The sequence below is a fragment of the Bradyrhizobium sp. USDA 3650 genome (assembly GCF_054057395.1).
On record NZ_JBSRZG010000001.1, the window covers coordinates 6,021,270 to 6,044,303 of the forward strand.

General features: G+C 64.9%; 26 protein-coding genes and 1 pseudogene. 10 read left to right on the forward strand and 17 right to left on the reverse strand.

What is annotated here, in order from left to right; all coding sequences use genetic code 11:
• Positions 1–78: 78 nt before the first annotated feature.
• Together ACVIN2_RS28250 and ACVIN2_RS28255 are read right to left on the reverse strand one after the other, a co-directional pair.
• Positions 79–1,057: pseudogene (locus ACVIN2_RS28250) on the reverse strand (Bug family tripartite tricarboxylate transporter substrate binding protein).
• 97 nt (positions 1,058–1,154) lie between these two features.
• Complete coding sequence (locus ACVIN2_RS28255) at positions 1,155–2,090, reverse strand: DMT family transporter (protein ID WP_456768080.1); 936 nt, start codon at positions 2,088–2,090, stop codon at positions 1,155–1,157.
• A gap of 105 nt (positions 2,091–2,195) precedes the next feature.
• Here ACVIN2_RS28255 and ACVIN2_RS28260 point away from each other — a divergent pair, with 105 nt between their 5' ends.
• Positions 2,196–2,585, forward strand: a complete 390-nt coding sequence (locus ACVIN2_RS28260; RefSeq protein ID WP_456768081.1) for a DUF1330 domain-containing protein — start codon at positions 2,196–2,198, stop codon at positions 2,583–2,585.
• A gap of 17 nt (positions 2,586–2,602) precedes the next feature.
• Here the strand turns inward: ACVIN2_RS28260 and ACVIN2_RS28265 are convergent, their stop codons facing one another.
• Entirely contained in the window at positions 2,603–3,208 is a 606-nt protein-coding gene (locus ACVIN2_RS28265; RefSeq protein ID WP_456768082.1) for a TetR/AcrR family transcriptional regulator, read from the reverse strand.
• A 73-nt stretch (positions 3,209–3,281) separates the two neighbouring features.
• Here ACVIN2_RS28265 and ACVIN2_RS28270 point away from each other — a divergent pair, with 73 nt between their 5' ends.
• Both ACVIN2_RS28270 and ACVIN2_RS28275 read left to right on the forward strand, forming a co-directional pair.
• Positions 3,282–3,686 carry a hypothetical protein gene (locus ACVIN2_RS28270; protein ID WP_456768083.1) on the forward strand — a complete coding sequence of 135 codons (405 nt, stop codon included), beginning with the start codon at positions 3,282–3,284 and terminating at the stop codon, positions 3,684–3,686.
• Positions 3,687–3,773: 87 nt separating this feature from the next.
• Complete coding sequence (locus tag ACVIN2_RS28275; protein WP_456768084.1) at positions 3,774–4,178, forward strand: VOC family protein; 405 nt, start codon at positions 3,774–3,776, stop codon at positions 4,176–4,178.
• 28 nt (positions 4,179–4,206) lie between these two features.
• Here ACVIN2_RS28275 and ACVIN2_RS28280 read toward each other — a convergent pair whose 3' ends face one another.
• Positions 4,207–5,139: a DMT family transporter gene (locus ACVIN2_RS28280; protein WP_456769822.1), complete on the reverse strand. Its 933-nt coding sequence runs from the start codon at positions 5,137–5,139 to the stop codon at positions 4,207–4,209.
• Between the two features lie 365 nt (positions 5,140–5,504).
• Here ACVIN2_RS28280 and ACVIN2_RS28285 point away from each other — a divergent pair, with 365 nt between their 5' ends.
• Entirely contained in the window at positions 5,505–6,797 is a 1,293-nt protein-coding gene (locus ACVIN2_RS28285; RefSeq protein ID WP_027519944.1) for an adenylosuccinate synthase, read from the forward strand.
• A gap of 37 nt (positions 6,798–6,834) precedes the next feature.
• The gene (locus tag ACVIN2_RS28290; protein WP_456768085.1) at positions 6,835–8,460 is read left to right on the forward strand and encodes a hypothetical protein; all 1,626 of its coding nucleotides are present in this window, start codon (positions 6,835–6,837) and stop codon (positions 8,458–8,460) included.
• Between the two features lie 155 nt (positions 8,461–8,615).
• Here the strand turns inward: ACVIN2_RS28290 and ACVIN2_RS28295 are convergent, their stop codons facing one another.
• From ACVIN2_RS28295 to ACVIN2_RS28305, 3 genes are all read right to left on the reverse strand, one after another.
• The gene (locus ACVIN2_RS28295) at positions 8,616–8,888 is read right to left on the reverse strand and encodes a hypothetical protein (protein ID WP_027519942.1); all 273 of its coding nucleotides are present in this window, start codon (positions 8,886–8,888) and stop codon (positions 8,616–8,618) included.
• 260 nt (positions 8,889–9,148) lie between these two features.
• Complete coding sequence (locus ACVIN2_RS28300) at positions 9,149–9,376, reverse strand: hypothetical protein (protein WP_456768086.1); 228 nt, start codon at positions 9,374–9,376, stop codon at positions 9,149–9,151.
• 37 nt (positions 9,377–9,413) lie between these two features.
• Positions 9,414–9,659: a hypothetical protein gene (locus ACVIN2_RS28305; RefSeq protein ID WP_456768087.1), complete on the reverse strand. Its 246-nt coding sequence runs from the start codon at positions 9,657–9,659 to the stop codon at positions 9,414–9,416.
• 144 nt (positions 9,660–9,803) lie between these two features.
• Here ACVIN2_RS28305 and ACVIN2_RS28310 point away from each other — a divergent pair, with 144 nt between their 5' ends.
• Both ACVIN2_RS28310 and ACVIN2_RS28315 read left to right on the forward strand, forming a co-directional pair.
• Entirely contained in the window at positions 9,804–10,229 is a 426-nt protein-coding gene (locus ACVIN2_RS28310; RefSeq protein WP_027519939.1) for a DUF5413 family protein, read from the forward strand.
• Positions 10,230–10,290: 61 nt separating this feature from the next.
• The gene (locus tag ACVIN2_RS28315; protein ID WP_456768088.1) at positions 10,291–10,848 is read left to right on the forward strand and encodes a DUF4112 domain-containing protein; all 558 of its coding nucleotides are present in this window, start codon (positions 10,291–10,293) and stop codon (positions 10,846–10,848) included.
• A 108-nt stretch (positions 10,849–10,956) separates the two neighbouring features.
• Here ACVIN2_RS28315 and ACVIN2_RS28320 read toward each other — a convergent pair whose 3' ends face one another.
• The 4 genes from ACVIN2_RS28320 to msrA all read right to left on the reverse strand — a co-directional run bounded on the left by ACVIN2_RS28320 (position 10,957) and on the right by msrA (position 12,898).
• Complete coding sequence (locus ACVIN2_RS28320) at positions 10,957–11,250, reverse strand: hypothetical protein (protein WP_007596188.1); 294 nt, start codon at positions 11,248–11,250, stop codon at positions 10,957–10,959.
• Between the two features lie 211 nt (positions 11,251–11,461).
• Positions 11,462–11,626, reverse strand: a complete 165-nt coding sequence (locus ACVIN2_RS28325) for a DUF3309 family protein (RefSeq protein ID WP_081747975.1) — start codon at positions 11,624–11,626, stop codon at positions 11,462–11,464.
• 108 nt (positions 11,627–11,734) lie between these two features.
• Positions 11,735–12,154, reverse strand: coding sequence for a peptide-methionine (R)-S-oxide reductase MsrB (gene msrB, locus ACVIN2_RS28330; protein ID WP_456653459.1), 420 nt, complete (start codon positions 12,152–12,154; stop codon positions 11,735–11,737).
• Positions 12,155–12,193: 39 nt separating this feature from the next.
• Positions 12,194–12,898, reverse strand: coding sequence for a peptide-methionine (S)-S-oxide reductase MsrA (gene msrA, locus ACVIN2_RS28335; RefSeq protein ID WP_456768089.1), 705 nt, complete (start codon positions 12,896–12,898; stop codon positions 12,194–12,196).
• 244 nt (positions 12,899–13,142) lie between these two features.
• On the opposite strand from msrA, the gene ACVIN2_RS28340 reads away from it, so the two are divergent.
• Positions 13,143–14,840 carry a caspase family protein gene (locus tag ACVIN2_RS28340; RefSeq protein ID WP_456768090.1) on the forward strand — a complete coding sequence of 566 codons (1,698 nt, stop codon included), beginning with the start codon at positions 13,143–13,145 and terminating at the stop codon, positions 14,838–14,840.
• Between the two features lie 93 nt (positions 14,841–14,933).
• Here ACVIN2_RS28340 and ACVIN2_RS28345 read toward each other — a convergent pair whose 3' ends face one another.
• From ACVIN2_RS28345 to napE, 6 genes are all read right to left on the reverse strand, one after another.
• Positions 14,934–16,049 (reverse strand): ATP-dependent DNA helicase, encoded by a 1,116-nt coding sequence (locus ACVIN2_RS28345; RefSeq protein ID WP_007596183.1) that lies wholly within the window; start codon positions 16,047–16,049, stop codon positions 14,934–14,936.
• An 88-nt stretch (positions 16,050–16,137) separates the two neighbouring features.
• The gene (locus tag ACVIN2_RS28350; protein ID WP_456768091.1) at positions 16,138–16,791 is read right to left on the reverse strand and encodes a NapC/NirT family cytochrome c; all 654 of its coding nucleotides are present in this window, start codon (positions 16,789–16,791) and stop codon (positions 16,138–16,140) included.
• Complete coding sequence (locus ACVIN2_RS28355; RefSeq protein WP_007596181.1) at positions 16,788–17,258, reverse strand: nitrate reductase cytochrome c-type subunit; 471 nt, start codon at positions 17,256–17,258, stop codon at positions 16,788–16,790. Before ACVIN2_RS28355 ends, ACVIN2_RS28350 begins: the two co-directional genes overlap by 4 nt.
• Positions 17,255–19,768, reverse strand: coding sequence for a nitrate reductase catalytic subunit NapA (gene napA, locus ACVIN2_RS28360; RefSeq protein WP_456768092.1), 2,514 nt, complete (start codon positions 19,766–19,768; stop codon positions 17,255–17,257). The genes ACVIN2_RS28355 and napA overlap by 4 nt, the downstream gene beginning before the upstream one ends.
• A 16-nt stretch (positions 19,769–19,784) precedes the next feature.
• A complete protein-coding gene (locus ACVIN2_RS28365) occupies positions 19,785–20,099 on the reverse strand; it encodes a chaperone NapD (protein ID WP_456768093.1) in 315 nt (104 codons plus the stop codon).
• A 26-nt stretch (positions 20,100–20,125) separates the two neighbouring features.
• A complete protein-coding gene (gene napE / locus ACVIN2_RS28370; protein ID WP_007596178.1) occupies positions 20,126–20,311 on the reverse strand; it encodes a periplasmic nitrate reductase, NapE protein in 186 nt (61 codons plus the stop codon).
• Between the two features lie 206 nt (positions 20,312–20,517).
• Here napE and ACVIN2_RS28375 point away from each other — a divergent pair, with 206 nt between their 5' ends.
• Both ACVIN2_RS28375 and ACVIN2_RS28380 read left to right on the forward strand, forming a co-directional pair.
• Positions 20,518–21,645 carry a helix-turn-helix domain-containing protein gene (locus tag ACVIN2_RS28375; protein WP_456768094.1) on the forward strand — a complete coding sequence of 376 codons (1,128 nt, stop codon included), beginning with the start codon at positions 20,518–20,520 and terminating at the stop codon, positions 21,643–21,645.
• An 87-nt stretch (positions 21,646–21,732) separates the two neighbouring features.
• Complete coding sequence (locus ACVIN2_RS28380; protein ID WP_456768095.1) at positions 21,733–22,971, forward strand: acyltransferase family protein; 1,239 nt, start codon at positions 21,733–21,735, stop codon at positions 22,969–22,971.
• The last annotated feature ends 63 nt before the right edge of the window (positions 22,972–23,034 follow it).

Here is a 23,034-nt window from a genome sequence, read left to right on the forward strand (position 1 = left end):
GACGCTTTGATAGACGTGGATGGCCGGGACAAGCCCGGCCATGACGGAAAATGCGGAGAGCGCAGCTTTCGCGGGCCCCTACTGCTTCTCGATCCCCGCCTCGCGGATCAGCTTCTCCCACAACACCAGCTGTTCGTTCACGAACGTGCCGAGCTGCTCCGGCGTGCCCGAAAACGCGTCCATGCCGAGGGTGGCGAGCTGGGCCTTGATCTCCGGCTTCTCGACGATCTTCCGGATCTCGGCATTGAGCCTCGTCACGATCTCCTTGGGCATGCCGGCGGGGCCGAAATAGCCCTGCCACGACGAGATGTCGAAGTCCGGCACGCCGGCCTCCTGCATCGAGGGCAGGTTCGGCACCAGCGAGGAGCGGTCCTTTGTCGTGACGGCGAGCGCGCGTAGCGCGTTGCCCTGGACATGCGGCAGGCCGGTCAGGATGTCCACGAACATCATCGAGACGCGGCCGCCCATGACGTCGTTGAGCGCCGGGCGGCGAGCTCTTATAGGGCACGTGCAGGAGGTCGAGCCCGGTATTGTGCGCGAAGGTCGCACCCGACACGATCGCCGAGGACGAGCCCGAGGCGTAGCTCAGCTTGCCCGGATTGGCCTTGCCGTAGGCGATGAGTTCGCCGACGGTCTTGGCCGGCACCTCCGGGTGGATCACCAGCATGAAGGGCAGGTCGCCGGTGCGCGCGATCGGCGTGAAGTCCTTGACCGGATCGTAGGTCAGGCTTTTGAGCAGATAGGGATTGGCCGAATGCGTGGTGTTGGTGGTCACCAGCAGCGTGTAGCCGTCGGGCGCGGCGCGCGCGACATAGGTGGCGGCGATCATGCCGTTGGCGCCCGCCTTGTTCTCGATGACGATGCCGACGCCGAGTGCCTGCGACAAATGCTGCGAGATCAGCCGCGTCGTGGTGTCGGTGCCGCTGCCGGCCGCGAACGGCAGCACCAGCGTGATGTTGCGGCTCGGATAGTTGTCGGCCTGCGCAGCGGACGCGGCGGCGAGACAAAGGACGGCCGTGCCGATGGCACGCAGGTTTCGGATCAACGCTGAAAGCATGTCGGTTCGTTCCCTCTTTTTTCGTTGGCGGGGAACCTAGCGTCTCCTCGTCGAAATCGGAAGGCGCGAGTTTGTCGCGAGATCTCGCGGTGCGGAATTACTTCACCGCAGAGCCCTGGCGCGAGGCGATCACGACGCCGGCGAGCACCAGCAGGTAGCCGATCAGGTGGAATGGCTGGATCTTTTCGCCGAGCAGCAGGATCGCCATCGCCGAGCCGAACACCGGCACCAGATGGAAGAACGGCGCGGCGCGATTCGGGCCGATCAGCGCCACACTCCGGTTGAAGAACAGATAGGCCAGCGTCGAGGGAAAGATCAGGATGTAACCCAGCGTCGCCAGCGTCACCCCGTCGAATTGCAGGACGCGGCCGCTCCAGGCTTCCCAGATCGCGGTCGGCAGCAGCATCGTCGCGCCGCAGCAGGTGGTGAAGGAGAGAAAGGAGAGTTGGTGGATCTTCGGTCGCCGCGGGATGAAGGCGGAGTAGATCCCGAACGCCACCAGCGAGGAGGCGAACATGATGTCGCCCCTGTTGAAGCTGATGCTCGCGAGCGCGGCGAGATCGCCGCGCAGGATGATGATCAGCACGCCGAGAAGCGAGATCGCGATGCCGGCGAGCTGCGCACCGGTCAGTCGCACCCCGAACAGCACCAGCGACCACAGCGCCACGAACAGCGGCCCGGCCGACTGGATCAGCAGCGCGTTCAGCGCTTCCGTGTACTGCATCGCCCAATACGAGATCGCGTTGTTGAAGGCAAAGCCCACCAGCGACAGGAACAGCATCAGCGGCAGGCTCTTGCGCAGATTCGGCCAGTCGCGCTTCAGGTGCGGCCAGGCGAAGGGCAGGAGGATCAGGAACACGCCGAACCAGCGGATCGTGGTCACCGTCAGCGGCGGCACATGCGCGCCGACGTGGCGCGCGAGCACGATGTTGCCGGCCCAGAACAGCGAGCTCAGGCTGAGCAGCAGATAAGGCTGGTTGTTGAGCCAACTGGCGGGATTGGAGGCCGGTGGCGCGGGCGGAGCGATCGTCATTGGCGTTGGTTAGAAGCTTGCGCCGGATTTATGTCGTGACACAAGACACGCGGCCGCAATGCTACAATGCAGGCATGACCAGAGGAGGCGGCATTGGCGGTTAATATGTTGAACATCGACGGCCTGGAGCGGCTCGATCGGCATGCACCGGTGGTGATGTTGAATCTGATGCGCTTCCACGCGCGCTCCGGCGACGGCGACGGTTCCGGCTGGGACGCCTATTTGCGCTACAGCGCGGTCACGGTGCCGATGATCAAGGCGCGCGGCGGCACGTTGCTCTGGACCGGCGACGCCAAGGCGGTCGCGCTCGGCCCGCAGCAGGGCAACAACTGGGATTTCGCGGCGCTGGTCCATTATCCCACAGTTGCGGCTTTCGTCGACATGATGACGTCGGAGGCCTACGAGAGCGAGGCCGATCCGCACCGCGTCAACGCCTGCGCCGAGCACGTCATCATTGCGATGAACGAAGCGTACAGCAAGTTCAAGACGAAATAGCGCCGCCTGCCGCCGGCTTACTTCAGGCCGTCCACAATCGCGTGACACGCCGTCTGCAGCAGGCGGCAGACCTCCTCCGTCGACCGCTGTCGGCTCAACACCGCAAACGTCGGATAGCTCGTCAGCACGAAGATCAAATCGACCGCGTCCCGCATGGCGCGCTTTGCCGCGTGCTTGCCGACGATCCGCGACAGCAGCGTGGTCAGCAATTCGCGCCGTCGCTCGTTACGCTCGATCAGCGCCTCGCCGAATTCCGGATCGGTCGCGATGGCCTGGTTGAGCCCGCCGATGGCGGGATCGCGCCCCCAGAACGTACAGAAGATTTCGATGACCCGGTCGAGCGCGGCGCGCGGATCCGCCATCGTCATCACCCCGGCCAGTTCGAACAGTCCGCCCTGGTGCGCGATGTCGTCGAACACGGCCTCCAGCAATCCCCGCCGCGATCCGAACTGGTTGTAGACGGTCAACCGCGTGACGCCGGCCGCCTTCGCAACGACGTCGAGGGAGAAGTTCGCAATGCTCGCGTCCTCGCGCAGGAGTCGCGCGCCGGCCGCGATGATGCGCTCGCGCGTCGCCGCCGCCGCGGAAGCCCGCGCGGAGCTCACATAATTGCGCTTAGGCATCGCCTCGCCATTCTGTTGACGTATTGACTATACATGTAGTATATCTAATTTAGAAGCCGGTTCGGAGCTTGCCATGCAGACTGCCCTCGTGATCGCCTTGTCACTTCATGTGTTGTCGTCCGTGTTCTGGGCGGGATCAAGCTTTGCGCTGGCCCGCATCGGCGGAGTTGGCGGTGAGCAACTGGTCTTTCCACAACTCGGCGCGGCGACGATTGCCATCCTGACCGGCGGCTATCTCGGGCATCTCGTTCATTCCCACAGCTTCGGCACGACCGAACAGGTGCTCGCGGTTGGTGCTGTCTGCGCACTGATCGCGGCCGGTGTTCAGGCTGTCATCGGTCCCCGTGCGCTCGTGGCCTTGCGTCGCGGCGCCGGCAAGCCGGAGGACCTCCGTGCACGTATCGCCGCCGCCCAACGCGCGGCGGCGGGCCTGCTGGGCATCGCCGCGCTCTGCATGGGCGCCGCGCGCTACATTTGAATGCAGTTTCGGGGAGGAGTGTTGAGAGCTCTCTGTTCCCAATGACAGACCCTGGCGCGGCTTGCAGTCGCTTTCGAAGGAAAAGCAATGTCCAAGATGATTCTGATCAACCTGCCTGTACGCGACCTCGCCGCATCGACGGCGTTCTACGTGGCGCTAGGTGGCGCGGTGAATCCGCAATTCTCCGGCGCAAGTTCGACCTCGCTCATGTTCACGGATGCGATCGGCGTGATGCTGCTGACCCACGACCAGTATCGTGAATTCACCCAGCGCGAGATCGGCGACGCGCGGCGCCACAGCCAGGCTATGTTCGCGCTGACGGTCGACGACCGCGATGCCGTCGATGCAACGCTGGCCCGCGCGGTGGCTGCGGGCGGTCGCGCCGATCCCAATCCGGCGCAGGATCTCGGCTTCATGTACAACCGACACATTGAAGACCCGGATGGCTATGTTTGGGAGATGGTATGGATGAACCCGTCGGCAAACGCTTGATCGCGGGCGATCGAACCGGGCCCCAAGCCTAGCTCGCCTGCTTCCGTGACGCCACGAACACGCCGGCCAGCACCAGCGCGAAGCCGATGAAGTGGAACGCCTGCGGGTGCTCGCCCAGAAACGCCATTGCCATGATCGAGCCGAACACCGGCACGACATGGAAGAACGGCGCGGCGCGGTTGGCGCCGATCAGCCGGACACCGCGATTGAAGCAGAGATAGGCGAGCGTCGAGGGGAACACCGCGACATAGAACAGGGTCAGGAGGTTCGGCCCGTCGAGCTTCATCACGGGACGCGCGGACAATTCCCAGATTTCCAGCGGAATGAGACAGGCAGCGCCGCAGCCGAACGTGAAGGCGAGGAACGACAGGCCGTGCATCGGCGGCCGCTTCAAGGTCAGCACCGAATAGAGCGCGAAGATGATCAGCGCGACGACGAAGATGAGGTCGCCCTTGTTGAAATCGATGTTCGACAGCGTGGTGAAATCGCCATGCAGCAGGATGATCAGCACGCCGCACATCGACAGCAGCACGCCGAAGGCCTGCGCCACGGTGAGCCTGATACCGAGGATGGCGAGCGACCACAGCGCCACGACGAGCGGCGCGGCTGACTGAAGTAGCAACGTGTTGAGCGCCTGCGTATGCTCGAGCGCCCAATATTGCAGCGTGTTGAAGGCGCCGATGCCGGTAATCGAGAGCGTGACCATCAGGCCGATCTTGCCGCGGATCGCGGGCCAGTCCTGCGCAAGGTGTTTCCAGGCGAACGGCAGCACCAGCAGGAAGGCGAAGAACCAGCGCAGGAACGACAGCGTCACCGGCGGGATGTGACCGGCGGCGAGCCGTCCGACGATGGCATTGCCGGCCCAGCACAGCGCAGTGATGCTGAGCAGCAGATAAGGCTGGTTGGCGATCCAGTTCTGGGCCGACGTGGCAGCGCCGGTGGTCTCGTCGGTGGCGGACATTGGAGTGTTGTGGCCCCGCGTCATGCGCCAAGCCTCCAGCCCGGCGGCACCCGGGCCGGTTCGGACCCGGCCCGTTCAAAGACACGGAAATCGAGGTTGCATCAACGGGGACCGGATGCATCGCGACCATGCAGCGGCGGAAGCAGCCTCTCACGCTTTGGTCGAAGCATTGCACCGGTCGCGAAGGTTTCTGGATTTTCGGGGGATATCAAAGGCTTGGAGTGCGCTCGCGGCCCCGAAAAAGCCCCGTTCTTGCTTGCTTACAGAGGCTGCATCCTTTATCCGGTTGGCTGCCTCGCGTTCGAGCGGCCCCGGCCGTGATTGGGCTGGGCGCATCTAACAGATTGCATAGGGATTACCCGCGAATGGCCAATGTTGTCGTCGTCGGCGCCCAGTGGGGCGACGAAGGAAAGGGCAAGATCGTCGACTGGTTGTCGGAGCAGGCGGACATCGTCGTCCGTTTCCAGGGCGGCCATAACGCCGGCCACACGCTGGTGATCAACGGCAAGACCTACAAGCTGGCGCTGCTGCCCTCGGGCGTGCTGCGCGAGCAGAAGCTGTCGGTGATCGGCAACGGCGTCGTGTTCGATCCCGCCGCCTTCCTCGACGAGGTCACCAAGCTGCGGTCGCAGGGCGTCGCGGTCAGCCCGGACAATCTGCGGGTTGCCGAGAACGTCACGCTGATCCTGCCGCTGCACCGCGAGCTCGACGCGCATCGCGAATCCGCCAATGCGGCGACCGCGATCGGCACCACGCGCCGCGGCATCGGCCCGGCCTACGAGGACAAGGTCGGCCGCCGCGCCATCCGCCTGATGGACCTCGCCGATCTCGACACGCTGCCGCACAAGATCGACCGGCTGCTGGCGCATCACAATGCATTGCGCCGCGGCCTCGGCCTGCCGGAGTTCGACGGCAAGGAGATCCTGAAGGAATTGACCGCGCTGGCGCCGCAGCTCCTGCCCTATGCCGAGACGGTGTGGCGGCTGCTCGACATCAAGCGGCGCGAGGGCAAGCGCATGCTGTTCGAGGGCGCGCAGGGCGCGCTGCTCGACGTCGATCACGGCACGTATCCTTACGTCACCTCGTCCAACACGGTGGCGGCGCAGGCGGCGACCGGGTCGGGCCTCGGCCCCGCTGCGGTCGGCTATGTGCTCGGCCTCTGCAAGGCCTATACGACCCGCGTCGGCCAGGGCCCGTTCCCGACCGAGCAGGACAACCCGACCGGCCGCAAGATCGGCGAGCGCGGCCGCGAGTTCGGTACCAATACCGGACGGCCCCGCCGCTGCGGCTGGTTCGATGCGGTTCTGGTTCGCCAGGCGGTCCGGACCTGCGGCATCAACGGTCTGGCGCTGACCAAGCTCGACATTCTCGACGGCTTCGACACGATCGAGGTCTGCACCGGCTACAAGCTCGACGGCAAGGAGATCGATCATTTCCCGGCGGGCGAGGGCGCCCAGGCCCGGGTCGAGCCGATCTACGAGACCATCGAAGGCTGGAAGGAGCCGACCGCCAATGCGCGGTCCTGGGCCCAGCTGCCGGCCCAGGCGATCAAATATGTCCGCCGGATCGAGGAATTGGTGGGGTGCCCGGTCGCGCTGCTTTCCACGAGCCCTGAACGCGAGGATACTATCCTGGTACAAAATCCGTTTGAGGCTTAACGATCTCTTACCGGGACGCGCGTATAATTGAGTAGAAATGGCTGATTACTATCCGCTGATCGCCCGCGCTATTGCCGCCCTGGACCCCAACGCTCCCGGCGAGAGCCGTCGCGCGCTTTACGAGCGGGCGCGCACGGCGCTGATCGCGCAACTGCGCAGCGTGCAGCCGCCGCTCTCCGAATCCGAGATCACGCGCGAGCGGCTCTCGCTGGAAGAGGCCGTCCGCAAGGTCGAATCAGAGGCTGCCCAGCGTGCCCGCGAGGCTTCGCGCCCCGGTGGCGGCGCGCGCAGCAGCGGCAGCGGCGATGCCTTCCGCCGCGCCAGCACCCGCGCCACCGAGGGCAACGCGCCCGCGCCCCAAAGCGCTGCCCCGCCGCGCGCCCGTCCGGCTCCGCCGCCGCCGCGCGCCGACCGGCCCTCCTTCAACGTCGACGACCAGGGCGACGCCCCGCGTGCGCCGCGGGCTCCGCGTTTCGACGCGCCGCGGCCGCAGGGTCCGTCGGCACCGCCGTCGATGCCGGAGCCGCCGCCGGCCGGACGTGATCGTGCCGGTGGGCGCCGTCCGCCGGACATGGGGCCTCCGCCGCCGCTGCCGCCGGCACCGGGCGTGCGCGGCTTCCGCGACATCACGGCCGACGCCAACGATCTCGGCGGCGCCGCCGCGCAGGCCAACCGCGCGGCGCGCCGCACCTACGCCAACGTGCCTTCGCCCTCGCCGGAATTCGACCGGCTCGAGCCGAGCCTGGAAAATCGCGCCGCCGGGACGGACGCGCCCTACTCCTACGACGAATCGATCGAGGAGGCCGAGCGCTACGCGCCGCAGTCGCAGCCGCCGTCGCAACGTCCGCACATCCCCGTTCTCGACCGCGAACCCAAGAAGAAGCGCGCCCGCACCGGCTCCGTGTTTCCGTTCAAGAGCGCGATCGCCGTCGGCATCGTGCTGATCCTGGTCGGTGCCGGCATCCTCTGGGGCAAGCAGCTGGTTCAGACCGCGACCAACCTGTTGAAGTCTTCGCCGACGCAGGTGGTGGAGGCGCCCAGGGATTCGTCGCAGCCGCAGAGCAGGCCCAAGATTCCGGATCGCGTCGGCCAGCCCTCGGCCAGCGACCAGCCGGTCGCGCCGGTGGCGCAGAAGGTCGTGCTCTATGACGAGGATCCATCCGATCCGAAGGGCAAGCAATATGTCGGCTCGGTGGTGTGGCGGCTCGAGCCGATCAAGGCGTCGGGCAACCAGAAGGCCGACGTCGCCGTGCGCGCCGACATCGAGATCCCCGACCGCAAGTTCAAGATGACGATGTCGTTCCGCCGCAACACCGACTCCTCGCTGCCGGCGAGCCACACCGCGGAGCTGACCTTCGTCCTGCCGGCGGACTTTTCGGGCGGCGGCGTCGCCAACGTGCCCGGCATCCTGATGAAGTCGAACGAGCAGGCGCGCGGCACGCCGCTGGCAGGCCTCGCGGTCAAGGTCACCGACGGCTTCTTCCTGGTCGGCCTCTCCAACGTCGACGCCGACCGCAGCCGCAACGTCCAGCTGCTGAAGGAGCGCTCCTGGTTCGACGTGCCCTTGGTCTACGCCAACCAGCGCCGCGCCATCATCGCCATCGAGAAGGGCGCTCCCGGCGAGCGCGCCTTCAACGACGCCTTCGCGCAGTGGGGCGACTAGATCTACCCCGTGAGACCTCGGCCCGCATGGTTCGAGACGCCCGCCTTGGCGGGCTCCTCACCATGAGGGTTTGATATCTCGCCGCGAATGAGACCTCATCCTGAGGGCCCGCCCCTTGGGCGGGCGTCTCGAAGGATGCCGCAGCTACGCTCTCTCTACTGCGCCGTCGCTTCCCGCTTGCGTGATGTCGCGGCGGCGTGCTCGCGGTCCATCACGGCGCGACAGCCCGGGCTGACCTGAGCCTTCTTCTGCACCATGCAGGCCCTGATCCTGGGGATGTCGGGGATCTCGCTCGAGCACAGCCGCATGGCATCGCCGGAGCACATCTGCTGCGCTTCGGACGAGAAGGAAAGGCCGGGCGATGTCTGGAATGCGATGGCTGCGGTTGTGACGGCGAAGAGAGTTGCGATGGTCTGGTAGCGTGTCATGCGGAATGCGTCCCCGAGTTCCGTGGGCTTGAGCCACTTGATGTTGGGGCGCCGCACGCGGCTTGATCTGCCGCATGTCACAGCCTTCACGCCGGGGCCTCAATCCCGGATGTGGTCGCTCGATCTCTCGTGATGTTCGAATCGAAAAGTGCTGCGCCGCCCGAATCAAGTATGCGCCATTGTCACGCGGCTGCAATGGGAGGCGAAAAGGAATTCGCAATTGTTGCGCGCACGTCACGCACAATGCGACTCGCGTGCGATCAGATCAATCGATCGGAGGATACGCTCGCTGGTTCCGCATCGCTTGCGCCAAGCGCTGCGTGCTCTTCGACCGCCGTAACGCCCTTTGCCGTGAGCTCGAACAGATCGCCGTCCTTCATCACGTAACCGTCGGCGATCAGCTCACCTATCTTGCCGTGCCGGTCGTCGGCAAAGGCGATGGATTGGCTGATGTCCCTCAGGATCGAGAGCTGTTCGTCGCGCAACATGGCTTCACTCTCCGTTCGCCGGGGATGGTTCCGGTCCTCACATGCCGTGGCTCTGAAACACCTTGCTGCAAGACCGCGACAGTTTGGCCCGGTTGGCTTGCAGGCAGCTCTGCACTGCACCGTCATTGCCGAGGTCCTTGCGACAGAAGCGCGAGGCGTCCCGCGAACAGGCCTGCTGCTCCTGCGACGACCCCATATGGCCTTGTGCGAGAGCGGGCGCGTCCGACAGGCCGCTCACGGCCGTCAGCGCAATCGTCGCCAGGAAGAACAGTTTGCGGGACATCGGCGGCTCCAAATCTGACAGGTGAGTTTCAAGTCCTGTCTGAACTCGTCGCTATGCCGCTTGTTCCCAGCGCAGAGCCCGCACCCGCCGCTATTCAAGGTTCCCGTGGCGCTGCTATAACGGGGCGAAGGATGAGGGTGCCTGATGAAACGCTATCTCGTGTTTGCGCTGGTTGGCCCGTTCGTGGGCGGATTCCTGCTGCTGCTGACGACGACCTATCAATCCGGCTATTGGACCCAGACCAGTCTCGCTGAGGTCGGCAAGCTGTTCGCGGTGTTCTTCAAATCCCTGCAATACAGCTATCTGTTCGGCTTCCTGCCCTCGCTGATGATCGGTGCGGTCGACGATATCCTGGTCCACATCCGCCGGATCGGCCCGGTGCTGCGGATGCTGCTGGTCGGCGTGTTCGCCTTCATCCTGGCCTCGCTGACCTACAGCTCGCGCGGGCCGGACTCGGGCGCGGTGCAATTCATCCTGTACGGCCTCGTCGGGTTCGTGCCGGCGGTGATTTCGTCCTGGCTCGTGCATAGATATGTCGCGGAGCCGCAGCCGGCGGCAGCACAGACTTGAGGGCGCGACCCTCGATCACGTCGCAGCAACCTCCGCCGCGCTGGCGCGTTCTCTACAGGCCATGACCATGCCCGATGACGATACTCTTGCTCCGCGTCGCTCCCGTTCGGGAAGCCGCCCGGGTGCGGCCTCTTCGGGCACCGAGGGGCGTGGGCCGATCATCGATCAGGATGGTCACGAGATCCGGCCCGAAACGCTGGAGCAGGGCTTTCGCGAGTTTCGCTTCGAGTTCGGGAAGGACAGTCCCTTCGCCGGCAACCCGTTTGGCAATCTGACGCGCGAGCAGCGGATCGCGCGGATCGAGGCGATCGCAAAACTGCTCGACGTCGCCTTCGTGCTGCCCGGAACCAATATCCGCTATGGCATCGATGGGTTGATCGGACTGATCCCCGTCGTCGGCGACATCATCACCACCGCGATCTCGCTCTGGCTGGTGCGAGAGGCGAGGGCGCTCGGGGCGCCCTGGTACATCACCGCGCGCATGCTCGGCAATGTCGCCCTCGACGGCGTCGTCGGCATCGTCCCGTTCGCGGGCGACGCCTTTGACGTCATGTTCCGGGCCAACATGCGCAACGTGCGCCTGCTCCGCCGCTGGCTCGACAAGCAGCCGCGCATCTGACACTCCCCAAGTCTGACACTCCCCAAGACTGACACTGCCCAAAACGCAAAAAGCGCGACGGCCTTTCGGCCATCGCGCCTTTGGCGCACATCGCAGTCGCTACGAAACTTATGCCGCGTCGGCGGCGTCGGTGCTGGCTTCCACCGGCTTGCGGTGGCGGGGCAGCGGGAAGGCTTCGCTCTCATAGAGCGAGCGGATGCCGTTCTGGTCGAAGCGCGCTTCCTCGACCTGGAGATAGGCGCCGTTCAGCGAGTCCGTCGGCAACTGCTCCATCGCGAACTGCACGGCTTCGGCCGCGGTGCCGAAGCGGCGATAGGTGAAGCCTGCACGCTTCTTCTTGCGGATCGCAGCGGGGAAGAGTTCGGCGGAAGTGTTGAAGTTGAACGGACGCAGTGGACGCATGGTCAAAGACCTCGTGATCTCTCTGGGGCTTTAAGCGCGTGGGGTTGGGACGGGCAGAGGCCACCATGGAGTGGGCGCCGCACATGTCATTTTCGTCCTCTAATATAGCCCGTTTTGACAAAATTGCGACCCCCGCGATGCGAGATGATGAATCCGCGCATGGCAGCTCCGCAAGGCCGAAAACTATAATAATATCAATGGCTTGAATGGTTTATAGCTTGCCAAGGAGCAGCAGCACGAGCAGCACCACCAGGACAAGGCCGCCGATCCCCATGCCGGAATGACCCATTCCGTAGCCGTAGCCACCGACGCGGCCCGACAGGCCGCCGACGAGATAAATGATCACCAGGATGATCAGGATGGTCCCAAGCGTCATGGCATCCTCCCTGGCGGCCGCCGCAACGCCATGGCCGGCCGCACCACCAGGGAAGAAAAGCACATCGCGGCGCCGGGTTCCATGACGGAACCCGGTGGCGCGCAAGGTTTATTTGGGCTCGAGCTTCAGCGCCGCGGAATTGATGCAGTAACGCAAGCCCGTCGGCCCCGGGCCGTCGGGGAAGACATGGCCGAGATGGCCGCTGCACTTGGCGCACAGCACCTCGGTGCGGATCATGCCGTGGGTGACGTCCCGCTCCTCGTCGATATGGCCCTCGACGGCGGGCTGGGTGAAGCTCGGCCAGCCGCAGCCGGAATCGAACTTCGCGTCGGACTCGAACAGCACATTGCCGCAGCCGGCGCAGGTATAGGTGCCGGCGCGGTGGTCGTGCTCATATTCGCCGGAGAAGGGACGCTCGGTCGCCTTCTCGCGCAGCACTGCGTATTGCATCGGCGACAACTCGCTGCGCCATTGCTGTTCGCTCTTGATGACCTTGTCGTCCGTGGTTTTCGTCTTGGTGTCGGGCATGGGTCTCCCGTTCGATGATCTTGTTCAGTGATCTTGCGATCAGTTGGTGGCCTTGCTGGCGCTCACCAGCGTCGGCTTCTCGATATAGTTATCCGCGAACAGCTTTTTCAGGTTCTCGACCTTCGGGAGGTCGTTGTAGGCGATATAGGGCTGGTTCGGGTGCAGCGTCAGATAATCCTGGTGATAGGCCTCCGCCGGATAGAACGCCTCCAGCGCGCCGACCTTGGTCGCGATCGGCTTGTTGAAGACCTTGGCGCCGTTGAGCTGCGCGATATAGGCCTCGGCCACCTTCTTCTGCTCGTCGGAGGTGGTGAAGATCGCCGAACGATATTGCGTCCCGCTGTCGGGGCCCTGTCGGTTGAGCTGGGTCGGGTCGTGCGCCACCGAGAAGTAGATCTGCAGGATCTTGCCGTAGGAAATCTTCTTCGGGTCGTATTTGATCTCGACCGATTCCGCGTGGCCGGTCCGGCCGCTCGAGACGGTCTGGTAGTCGGCCGTCGCCTTGGTGCCGCCGGCATAGCCGGAGACCGCGTTGACGACGCCCGCGGTGTGCTGGAACACGCCCTGCACGCCCCAGAAGCAGCCGCCGGCGATCACGGCGGTCTGGATCCCGCTACCGGGCGCCGCATCAACCGCAGGAGCGGGGATCACGACCGCATCCTCTGCGGCCCGGGTCGGCGCGGCAAAGGCCAGCGTCAGGGCGGTGGTTGCGGCGAGCAGGGACAGGAGGGCAGGTCGGCGCATGGCGATCCTCTTTCCGAAGGTCTGACAGTCTAGGGCGGTTGGGGCCGGGCGAACAGCCTGCCCGGCATTTTCGGATAGTCGAGATACGGGCCGGCCGGGCGATTGTTACGGCCGGACGGACACGAGTCTGTGAAACGCGCCGCCTGGAGCGGCCCGGCTTGGCGAGGACAGGAACTCCGCGCTAGATGAACCGGCGCGATCGGTGATCGACCTAAAGAATGATGGCTGGAGCTGACCTGACAACATGCTGCGCGCCGTATCCCTGACCTTCGTCGCCGTGCTTGCCCTCCTGGCCGGCTGGAGCTCGATCGCGGCGGCCGATCCGAAACCCGGCGACGACCTCGCCATTTGCCGCGACCGCCAGGCGGATGCGCAGGCGAGGGCGCAGGCCTGCGACAATTTGCTCAACGCAGACCGGCTCACCGGCAAGGACAAGGCCATCGCGCTTTCCGTGCGCGGCAATACGCTGATCAACAAACGCGACTACGTCCACGCCATCGAGACCTTGTCCATCGCCGTCGACCTCGATCCCGACAACGTCGTCACGCTCAATTTGCGCGGCCTCGCCTATGAGCGGACGGGCCAGGACGACCATGCGATGGCGGACTACAACCTCGCGCTCCAGAAGCGCCCGACCTACGGTGTCCCCTACAACAACCGCGGCATCATCCAGTTGCGCCGGGGGGCGCTGCAAAGCGCGCTCGACGATTTCAACCTGTCGATCAAATACGCGCCAAAATTCCTGCTCGGCTACACCAACCGCGCCCGCGTGCGCACGCTGATGCAGGACTTTGACGGCGCGATCGCCGATTTCGCGGAGGCCGAGAAGATCGAACCGGGCGCGCAGCAGATCACCGCCAACCGCTGCATCACCTACGGCATGATGGGCAAGTACGACCAGGCCTTCGCCGACTGCAACGGCCTGATCGAGAAGCAGCCGAAGAACGCGTACGCGATCAACAATCGCGCCGACGTCAACATGTTGAAGGGCGATTTCGAAGCGGCGCTGAAGGACTATAATACGGCGATCCAGATCAACCCGAACAATGTCCGCGCACATTCAGGTCGCGGCCAGATCTACGAGCGCAAGAAGGACCTCGCCCAAGCCCGTGCCGACTATCGTGCGGCGGCCTATTCGCTGACGAAGTTCGACGAGCTCGACGTCGCGCGCGCCCGCGCGATCGCGCAGGAGCGATTGGCTGCGCTGACCCCGCAGGCGCCAGCCGGATCCACCGGGCGCCGCGTGGCGCTCGTGATCGGGAACGGCGCCTACAAGAACGTCCATGCCTTGCCCAATCCGCCACGCGACTCGAAAATGATCGCAGCCGCGCTGCGCGATGTCGGCTTCCAGACCGTAATATCCGTCAGCGATCTCACCCGCGACAAGTTCTTCGAAGCGTTGCAGGCGTTTGCGGCCGAGGCGGAGAAGGCGGATTGGGCGGTGGTCTATTACGCCGGCCACGGTTTCGAGATCGGCGGCGTCAATTATCTGGTTCCCGTCGATGCCAAGCTCGCCGCCGACAGGGACGCCGAGACCCAGGCGGTTGCGCTGGAGCAGGTGATCGCGGCGGTGGGCGCTGCGCGAAAAGTGCGTCTGGTCATGCTGGATGCCTGCCGCGACAATCCGTTTGCGCCGACCATGCAGCGCACGCTGTCGCTCAAGCTGGTGGACAAGGGCTTTTCCAACATCGAGCCCGGCGCCGGCTTCATGGTGGTCTACGCCGCCAAGCACGGCGAGACCGCGATGGACGGCGACGGCGGCGCCGACAGCCCGTTCGCCACGGCGCTCGCCCGCGAAATCAAGATGCCGCGCGTCGAGATCCGAAAGCTATTCGACATCGTCCGCGACGACGTCTGGCTTGTGACCAAGCACGTGCAGCAGCCGTTTTCGTACGGCTCGCCGCCGGGGCGCGAGGATTTTTATTTTGTGGTGGGGAAGTGAGGGCCGGGCTCGAATTCGTAGCCCGCATGAGCGTAGCGACATGCGGGTCCTTCTGTCCCGGATATCGCTTCGCTCATCCGGGCTACGGCAGCCTCACACCACAATGCTCAGCCGCTTCGCCGCCCGCGTAATGCCCGTGTACAGCCACCGCGCGCGGCTCTCCTGAAACGCAAAGCTCTCGTCGAACAGTACGACGTCGTCCCATTGCGAGCCCTGCGATTTGTGCACGGTCAGCACGTAGCCGTAGTCGAACTCGTCATAGGGCTTGCGCTGCTCCCAGGCGATCGCCTCGACGCCGCCCTCGAAGCAATCGGCGCGCACCGAGACCTTGGTCACCTTGTGGCCGAGATCCTCGTCCGGCGACAGCCTCATGCTGAGAATGCGGGATTTCGAGCGGGAGGTGTTGCGCGATTTCACGCGCCATAGCCCGCCGTTGAACAGGCCCTTCTTGCGGTTGTTGCGCAGGCAGACCAGCTTGTCGCCGGCGACGGGGAAGACGTCCTCGATGTTCTGGCGCTGGCGCACCCGCATATTGTACGCGCGCCGCGTGTTGTTGCGGCCGACCAGGACCTGGTCGGCGGCCATGACGCGATCGGGATCGAGCTCCTTGCGCGACACCACCTCGCTCTCGCCGTAGCGGCCGATGTCGAGCTCGCGGCCCTCGCGGACGTCCATCGACATCCGCACGATCGGGTCGTCCTGGGCCTGGCGGTGCACCTCGGTCAGCATCGCGTCGGGCTCGGTGTTGGTGAAGAAGCCGCCGCCCTGGATCGGCGGCAGCTGCGCGGGATCGCCCAGCACCAGCAGCGGGCAGTCGAACGACATCAGGTCGCGGCCCAATTCGGCGTCGACCATCGAGCATTCGTCGATCACGATCAGCTTGGCCTTGGAGGCCGGGGCGTCGTCCCACAGCTCGAAGCTGGGCTGCTCCTCGCCGGATTCGCGGGTGCGGTAGATCAGCGAATGGATGGTGGAGGCCTCGTCGCAGCCCTTGTTGCGCATGACCAGCGCCGCCTTGCCGGTGAAGGCGGCGAACTTCACCTCGCCGTCGACGCCGTCGGCGATGTGCCGCGCCAGTGTGGTCTTGCCGGTGCCGGCATAGCCGAACAGGCGGAACACCGGCGGCGTGCCGTTGCGGCCGGGCTTGGCCTTGAGCCAGTCGCCAACGGCCTTGAGCGCGGCATCCTGATGCGGGGTGAATGTGGCCATGTCTGTCTTGAGGAGGGGGCGAAACGGAGCGATTCGCCAGCCCCAAAACTAACCATTCGCACCGCCGGTTCAAGCCGGGCGGGGCGCCCTATTGCCAGCCGGGAACGCCGCGCATGTCGGGCAGATGGTGGGCGATGCCCTTGTGGCAGTCGATGCAGGTCTTTTCCTTGGTGAACAGGAAGCGCTGATGGGCGACCGATGCCCGCGGCGACTGCTTGGTGATGTCCATGGAATCGGCGCTGTGGCAGTTGCGGCATTCCAGCGAATCGTTGGACTTGAAGCGCGCCCATTCATGCGCCGCCAGCTCGAGCCGGTGATCCTGAAATTTCTCGCGGGTGTCGATGGTGCCGAAGATCTTGCCCCAGACCTCCTTGGAGGCCTGCATCTTGCGGGCGATCTTGTCGGTCCAGTTGTGCGGCACGTGGCAATCCGGACAGGTCGCGCGCACGCCGGAGCGGTTGGCGAAGTGGATGGTCGATTTCAGCTCGGCATAGACGTTGTCCTTCATCTCGTGGCAGCCGGTGCAGAATTTTTCGGTGTTGGTCAATTCCAGCGCGGTATTGAAGCCGCCCCAGAAGATCACGCCGGCCATGAAGCCCGCCAGCACCAGCACGCCGAGCCCGAACACCGAGCTCGGCCGGATCAGCACCTGCCAGAGCTCGCCCGCAAAGTCCAAGCTTCGCGCGACGAAGCCGCGTTTGGCCTTCAATCCCTCGTCGGGCTCATCAGCGGTCGTCGTCATCGGCGGCCACCGGGGCTTGCGCGCGACAGCAGCGTGTCGATGTCGGTGAAGTCGTTGCTGACCGGCGGCGTCGCCGTGTTCTGCGGCACGTGGCATTCCGTGCAGAAGAAGCGGCGCGGCGAGATCGAAGCCAGGAACTGGCCGTCGCGATCCATGAAGTGGGTGATCGAGACCATCGGCGCCTGCGATTCCGCGATGCGAGCCCGCGCATGGCAGGACAGGCACTTGTTGCCGTTGAGATCGACCTGATAGCCGTCGATCGCATGCGGGATCACCGGCGGCTGCTCCGGATAGTTGCGCACTTCCCTTTCGGAGGTATTGCGGTTCGGCAGCATCGGCGGCGCCGGACCTTCGTCGTTGAGCGGGGTCGGGCCGCGCAGGCCTGACGTCACCGTCTGCGCGGTCAGCGAGCTCGCACCAGCCGCGATCGCGACTGCGAGCAACGCTACTCCAAATCGTTTCATCATGACACGTTCACCCGCTCGATGCGCACGGCGCACTTCTTGTAATCGGTTTGCAGCGAGATCGGATCGGTGGCGTCCAGCGTCACCTTGTTGATCAGCTTGGATTCGTCGAACCACGGCACGAAGACGAGGCCACGCGGCGGCCGGTCGCGGCCGCGGGTCTCGACGCGGACACGGATGAAGCCGCGGCGGGAGACCACCTTCACCTCGTCGCCGCGGCGGATCTTCGCCTCCTGCGCGTCGTCAGGATGCATGAAGCACACGGCCTCGGGGAAGGCCTTGTAGAGTTCGGGCACCCGGCGCGTCATGGTGCCGGAATGCCAGTGCTCCAGCACGCGGCCGGTGGAGAGCCAGTAGGGATATTCGTTGTCGGGCGATTCTGCCGGCGGCTCGTAAGGAAGGGCGAAGATGCGCGCCTTGCCGTCGGGATAGCCGTAGAACTGCACCTCGGTGCCTTGCTTGACGTAGGGGTCGCTGCCTTCGCGGAAACGCCATTTCGTTTCCTGGCCGTTGACGACAGGCCAGCGCAGGCCGCGCTCGCGGTGATAGGCGTCGAACGGCGCGAGGTCGTGGCCGTGGCCGCGGCCGAACGCGGCATATTCCTCGAACAAGCCCTTCTGCACGTAGAAGCCGAACGCCTTGGACTCCTCGTTGGCGTAGCCTTCCTCGATCTCTGAACTCGGGAATTTATCGACCTGGCCGTTCTTGTAGAGCACGTCGAACAGCGTCTTGCCGCGCACGTCCGGCTTCTTGGCGATCAGCTCCTCCGGCCAGACCTCCTCGATCTTGAAGCGCTTGGAGAACTCCATGAGCTGCCAGAGGTCCGACTTGGACTCGCCGGGTGCAGGGACGAGCTGATGCCAGAATTGCGTGCGCCGCTCGGCATTGCCGTAAGCGCCCTCCTTCTCCACCCACATCGCGGTCGGCAGGATGAGGTCGGCGGCGAGCGCCGTCACCGACGGATAGGCGTCCGAGACCACGATGAAATTGTCGGGGTTGCGGAAGCCCGGATAGGTCTCCTCGTTGGCGTTCGGACCGGCCTGCAGGTTGTTGTTGACCTGCACCCAATAGGCGTTGATCAGGCCGTCCTTCAGCATCCGGCTCTGCAGCACGGCGTGGGCGCCGGGCTTGTCGGGAATGGTGCCTTCGGGCAGCTGCCAGATGTGCTCGGCCTTGGTGCGGTGCTCCTTGTTGGTGACGACCATGTCGGCCGGCAGGCGGTGCGAGAAGGTGCCGACCTCGCGCGCGGTGCCGCAGGCCGAGGGCTGGCCGGTCAGCGAGAACGGGCTGTTGCCGGGCGAGGAGATCTTTCCGGTCAGAAGGTGAATGTTGTAGACGAGGTTGTTGCACCAGACGCCGCGAGTGTGCTGGTTGAAGCCCATGGTCCAGAACGAGACCACCTTGGTCTTGGGATCCGCATAGAGCTCGGCGAGCGCCTCCAGCCGGTTGAGCGGCACGCCCGACATCTCCGCCGCCTTCTCCAGCGTGTATTCCGAGACGAACTTGACGTACTCGTCGTAGCTCATCTCGGTGGAATCGTTGACCTTCGCCGCGCCCGTCGCCTTCTTCTGCAGCGGATGCTCCGGCCGCAGGCCATAGCCAATGTCGGTCTGGCCGCGCCTGAAGATGGTATGCGCGGCAACGAAGTCCTTGTTGACCCGGCCCGTCTTGATGATGTGGTTGGCGATGGCGTTGAGAATGTAGAGATCGGTCTGCGGCTTGAACACCATGCCGATGTCGGCGAGGTCGAACGAGCGGTGCTCGAAGGTCGAGAGCACGGCGACGCGGACATGCGGCGCGGAGAGCCGGCGGTCGGCGAGGCGCGTCCACAGGATCGGATGCATCTCCGCCATGTTGGAGCCCCACAGCACGAACGCATCGGTGGCCTCGATGTCGTCATAGCAGCCGGCCGGCTCGTCGATCCCGAAGGTGCGCATCATGCCGGCCACGGCGGAAGCCATGCAGTGGCGCGCATTGGGGTCGATGTTGTTGGTGCGGAAGCCGGCCTTGAACAGCTTCACGGCCGCATAGCCCTCCCAGACCGTCCACTGGCCGGAGCCGAACATGGCGACGCCGTTCGGCCCGCGCTTCTTGATCGCCTCCTTCCACTTCACCTCCATGATGTCGAAGGCTTCGGTCCAGGAGATGGGCGTGAATTCGCCGTCCTTGTCGTACTTGCCGGCCGTCTTGCGCAGCATCGGCTGGGTCAGGCGGTCGTGGCCGTACATGATCTTGGAGAGGAAGTAGCCCTTGACGCAGTTGAGGCCGCGATTGACCTCGGCCTTGATGTCGCCGTGGGTGGCGACGACGCGATTGTTCTTGGTCGCGACCATCACGGAGCAGCCGGTACCGCAGAAGCGGCAGGCGGCCTTGTCCCATTTCAGTTCGGCGACGTCGCGCTCGGCGACGAGGTTCGCGGCAAGGGCCGGTGCCGGCATGCCCGCAGCGGCGGCCGCGATGGCGGCGGCCTCGAGCTTCAGCATCTGGCGGCGGTCGAGCTTTGGCGATGTCATGACGACTCTCCCGGCCTTAAGCCGTTTCGATGGCGTGAAAGACCAGCGCCGCCGAATAGACGTCGGGCAGCGACTGGATGGTGTTGAGCAGGGTGCCGAGGCTGCCGGAATCAGGCGCCTCGGTCACGACGATGAGCTTTCCTCGCGCATCGCGGCCGTGGATCTCGCAGCCGGCAAGGGCGGTGATCGCGGCTTCCAGCTGGTCCAGACGCTCGGGGCGCGCCTGCACGATGATGCTGGCGATTTCGCAACCGGGCGGCGCGACGATGCGGTCGGCGCTGAGCACCCGGCCGGTGATCAATGCGCGGCGGTTGAGTTTGGATTCGGCCATGATGCCTGTCTTTCGCTTCGAGGAGATCAATGCGGGGAGGGCGGTGGGCCGGGAGGGCCGGCGAACATCTGGTAGATCCAGACGCCAAGCCCGTAGGAGCCGACCGTTCCGACCGCGAGGACGGGCATCACGATTGCGGTCAGGAACAGGAATGCGAAAATCTCCATGCGCTTACGGCGCACGCGCGAAGTCGCGTCGTCGGGGGCCGACATATTCGGTCTCGTCTGAAATGTGGGGATTGGGACGGCATCCGGGCCGTTGCCTTGCCGCACTTTAGATGCAGCAGGGCCACTGACGCCTTGATCTGGATCAATCCGTCCAGTTGCGATGCTGGCTGCCGCCAGACCACAAGCACAAGTTTGGGTTGTGCCCGTGCGAAGGCGATGCGACAATTTGGCATCGAACGGGGATACGAGCTGTGACCGCGACGGGGCTGACGGCGATCGATCTCGGACTTCGCGGCGCGGCGAGCGGCGTGTTCCTGTTGATCGTTCTCGTGGCCTTGCTGCGTCGTGCGACCGGCCAACAGGCGTTGCTGGGCATCGCGATGTGCGCAGGCGGCATGTTCTATGCGATCGCGACGGCGCCCAACCTCCCCAAAACGGCTTGGTGGTGGGTGTTGCCGATCCTGTCCGCGCAGCCTGCGGTCTTCTGGCTGTGGGCGCGCGCGGCGTTCGACGACGATTTCGTGCTGAGGCGTTGGCACGGCGCTCTGTGGCTGAGCATCGTGGCTTTCGGGTTTGCGATCACGCTGGGCTGGGCGAACTGGCCCGCTTTGGCCGGCGCAGGCGGGCGAGTCCTGGCTTTGGCCACCCTCGTGCTGGCCCTCGCTGCCGCGATTCAGACGGTCAAGACCTGGCGCGCCGATCTGGTCGCGCGGCGACGCCGACTGCGGCTGGCGATGCTTGCGATCAATGTCGTGCTTATCGCGACCGTCGCCGTCGCCGGCTTCGCCGCAATTCCCGTCGCGGTTCCCGGTGCGCCCGGCAGTCTTCCGACCGCGCTCGGGCTGTTCGTGGTGGCCATGCTTGCCGCCATCGGCCTGTTCAGCGCGCCGGCGATGGCCGTCGATGAGGCCACGGCCGCGATCGCATCCGGCGAGACGGGAAGGCAAGCCCGGGTCGCCGATCGCGCCGCCGCGGGGCGGGTGGTCGTCGACCCGATCCTGCTCCGGCGCCTTGATCATCTGATGACGGTGGAGCGAACCTACCGCCAGGAAGGTCTTGCGATCGGAGCGCTCGCGGCGCGGCTCGATGTTCCCGAGCATCGGCTGCGCCAGGCGATCAATGAAGGGCTGGGCTATCGCAACTTCAATGCTTTCCTCAATCGCTACCGCATCGAGGACGCCAGGCTGGCGCTGTCCGACGTGATGCAACGGGAGGTCCCGGTGCTGACCATCGCCATGGATGCGGGCTTCCAGTCAATCGGGCCTTTCAATCGCGCGTTCAAGGCGGAGACCGGCATGACTCCGACCGAATTCCGGCGTGAGGCGCTGAGCAGGCCCGACAGCGCCGAACTCAGCCAGCCGCGCCGCGAAATCGGCTAGCCGATTTTTGGATCAGGCGAGAACGCGCTGTGCCGATTGGTTAGACCGTCCAGCATAAACTCCCATCCAGCCGGAACGAGCCTATTCATGTCCCAGCCGACCGCCGCCGCCCCTGTATCGGAGAGGCTCCATGCTCTCGACGCAGTCAGGGGTGGCGCCCTGCTGCTCGGCATCGTCCTGCACGCGACATTGTCGTTTGTGCCGGCCTCGCCCCGGTTCTGGATCATCCAGGATACCCATCCAAGTGTCGCTCTGGGCCTGCTGTCCTTTACGATCCACGTCTTCCGGATGACGACCTTCTTCCTGATGGCCGGCTTCTTTGCCCGCATGAGCTTTCACCGGCGGGGGAGCTGGGGCTTCGTCAGGGACAGGCTACAGCGGATCGGCCTGCCGTTGGTGATCGGCTGGCCGCTCGTGTTCATGCCGATCGTTCTGATCGTGATCTGGGCATCTCACTTTCCAAATGGCGGTCCGATCCACCCCACGTCCGGCTGGCTGCCGGCATTGCCCAAGTTCCCCCTGACCCACCTCTGGTTTCTGTATGTGCTGCTGGAGCTCTATGTCGCGATGCTCCTGCTGCGCGGTGCAATGATCTGGCTTGATGCATCAGGTTCGCTACGCATGGTGTTTGACCGTGTCTTCGCGCGGATCATGCGAAATCCGCTGGCTCCCCTGGCTCTGGCAATCCCGATCGGCATCGCCTTTTGCCTCGACCCACGATGGATCAACGTGATGGGCGTGAGGACGCCGGATCAATCGCTCGTCACCAACGCGCAGGCCTGGATCGGCTTCGGCACCGCATTCGGGGTCGGCTGGCTCCTGCATCGGCAGGTCGATCTGCTGCGGCTCATCGAGCGACGCTGGCTGGCGTATGTCCTGCTCGCGCTCGTCCTGATCCTGGTCAGCTTCGCGTTGTCAGGCGTAATGCTGTCGTCGCCTGTCGCGCCGAAACTGCCGGTCAGCTTCGCCACGCTGAGGCTGATCTCCGCAATCCTCTACGCACCGGCGATTTGGGTTGCCACATTCGCGGTCCTCGGCCTCGCCCTCCGCTTCATGTCCGGCTTCAGTCGGACGTGGCGCTACCTCGCCGATGCATCCTACTGGCTCTATCTGATCCACCTGCCGATCGTGATGGCGCTGCAGGTCGCGCTGTCGCAGCTCGACTGGCCCGGGCTGATCAAGTTCGCGATCATTCTCGGCGTCGCGCTTCCTCCGATGCTGGCGAGCTATCATCTGCTGGTCCGCTTCACCTTCATCGGTGTGGTCCTGAATGGCCGCCGCGCCGAAAAGCACCTTCTCCCGCAAGGCGGAATTGCGACTGCATAGACAGCACCGCCCCACCCATTAAGATGCCCGCAACAAAAATATATGCGGCAAAAACACTTGCAG

Coding starts and splice junctions, on each gene's coding strand:
- napE (WP_007596178.1), bottom strand. CDS start 20,311: ATGTCGGCCCCCGACGACGCGACTTCGCGCGTGCGCCGTAAGCGCATG.
- msrB (WP_456653459.1), bottom strand. CDS start 12,154: ATGCCCGACACCAAGACGAAAACCACGGACGACAAGGTCATCAAGAGC.
- ACVIN2_RS28300 (WP_456768086.1), bottom strand. CDS start 9,376: ATGTTGCGCGACGAACAGCTCTCGATCCTGAGGGACATCAGCCAATCC.
- ACVIN2_RS28255 (WP_456768080.1), bottom strand. CDS start 2,090: ATGACGATCGCTCCGCCCGCGCCACCGGCCTCCAATCCCGCCAGTTGG.
- msrA (WP_456768089.1), bottom strand. CDS start 12,898: ATGCGCCGACCTGCCCTCCTGTCCCTGCTCGCCGCAACCACCGCCCTG.
- ACVIN2_RS28325 (WP_081747975.1), bottom strand. CDS start 11,626: ATGACGCTTGGGACCATCCTGATCATCCTGGTGATCATTTATCTCGTC.
- ACVIN2_RS28350 (WP_456768091.1), bottom strand. CDS start 16,791: ATGACGACGACCGCTGATGAGCCCGACGAGGGATTGAAGGCCAAACGC.
- ACVIN2_RS28365 (WP_456768093.1), bottom strand. CDS start 20,099: ATGGCCGAATCCAAACTCAACCGCCGCGCATTGATCACCGGCCGGGTG.
- ACVIN2_RS28315 (WP_456768088.1), top strand. CDS start 10,291: ATGACCATGCCCGATGACGATACTCTTGCTCCGCGTCGCTCCCGTTCG.
- ACVIN2_RS28340 (WP_456768090.1), top strand. CDS start 13,143: ATGCTGCGCGCCGTATCCCTGACCTTCGTCGCCGTGCTTGCCCTCCTG.
- ACVIN2_RS28290 (WP_456768085.1), top strand. CDS start 6,835: ATGGCTGATTACTATCCGCTGATCGCCCGCGCTATTGCCGCCCTGGAC.
- ACVIN2_RS28265 (WP_456768082.1), bottom strand. CDS start 3,208: ATGCCTAAGCGCAATTATGTGAGCTCCGCGCGGGCTTCCGCGGCGGCG.
- ACVIN2_RS28285 (WP_027519944.1), top strand. CDS start 5,505: ATGGCCAATGTTGTCGTCGTCGGCGCCCAGTGGGGCGACGAAGGAAAG.
- ACVIN2_RS28345 (WP_007596183.1), bottom strand. CDS start 16,049: ATGGCCACATTCACCCCGCATCAGGATGCCGCGCTCAAGGCCGTTGGC.
- ACVIN2_RS28275 (WP_456768084.1), top strand. CDS start 3,774: ATGTCCAAGATGATTCTGATCAACCTGCCTGTACGCGACCTCGCCGCA.
- ACVIN2_RS28270 (WP_456768083.1), top strand. CDS start 3,282: ATGCAGACTGCCCTCGTGATCGCCTTGTCACTTCATGTGTTGTCGTCC.
- napA (WP_456768092.1), bottom strand. CDS start 19,768: ATGACATCGCCAAAGCTCGACCGCCGCCAGATGCTGAAGCTCGAGGCC.
- ACVIN2_RS28280 (WP_456769822.1), bottom strand. CDS start 5,139: ATGTCCGCCACCGACGAGACCACCGGCGCTGCCACGTCGGCCCAGAAC.
- ACVIN2_RS28320 (WP_007596188.1), bottom strand. CDS start 11,250: ATGCGTCCACTGCGTCCGTTCAACTTCAACACTTCCGCCGAACTCTTC.
- ACVIN2_RS28355 (WP_007596181.1), bottom strand. CDS start 17,258: ATGATGAAACGATTTGGAGTAGCGTTGCTCGCAGTCGCGATCGCGGCT.
- ACVIN2_RS28295 (WP_027519942.1), bottom strand. CDS start 8,888: ATGACACGCTACCAGACCATCGCAACTCTCTTCGCCGTCACAACCGCA.
- ACVIN2_RS28380 (WP_456768095.1), top strand. CDS start 21,733: ATGTCCCAGCCGACCGCCGCCGCCCCTGTATCGGAGAGGCTCCATGCT.
- ACVIN2_RS28260 (WP_456768081.1), top strand. CDS start 2,196: ATGTTGAACATCGACGGCCTGGAGCGGCTCGATCGGCATGCACCGGTG.
- ACVIN2_RS28305 (WP_456768087.1), bottom strand. CDS start 9,659: ATGTCCCGCAAACTGTTCTTCCTGGCGACGATTGCGCTGACGGCCGTG.
- ACVIN2_RS28310 (WP_027519939.1), top strand. CDS start 9,804: ATGAAACGCTATCTCGTGTTTGCGCTGGTTGGCCCGTTCGTGGGCGGA.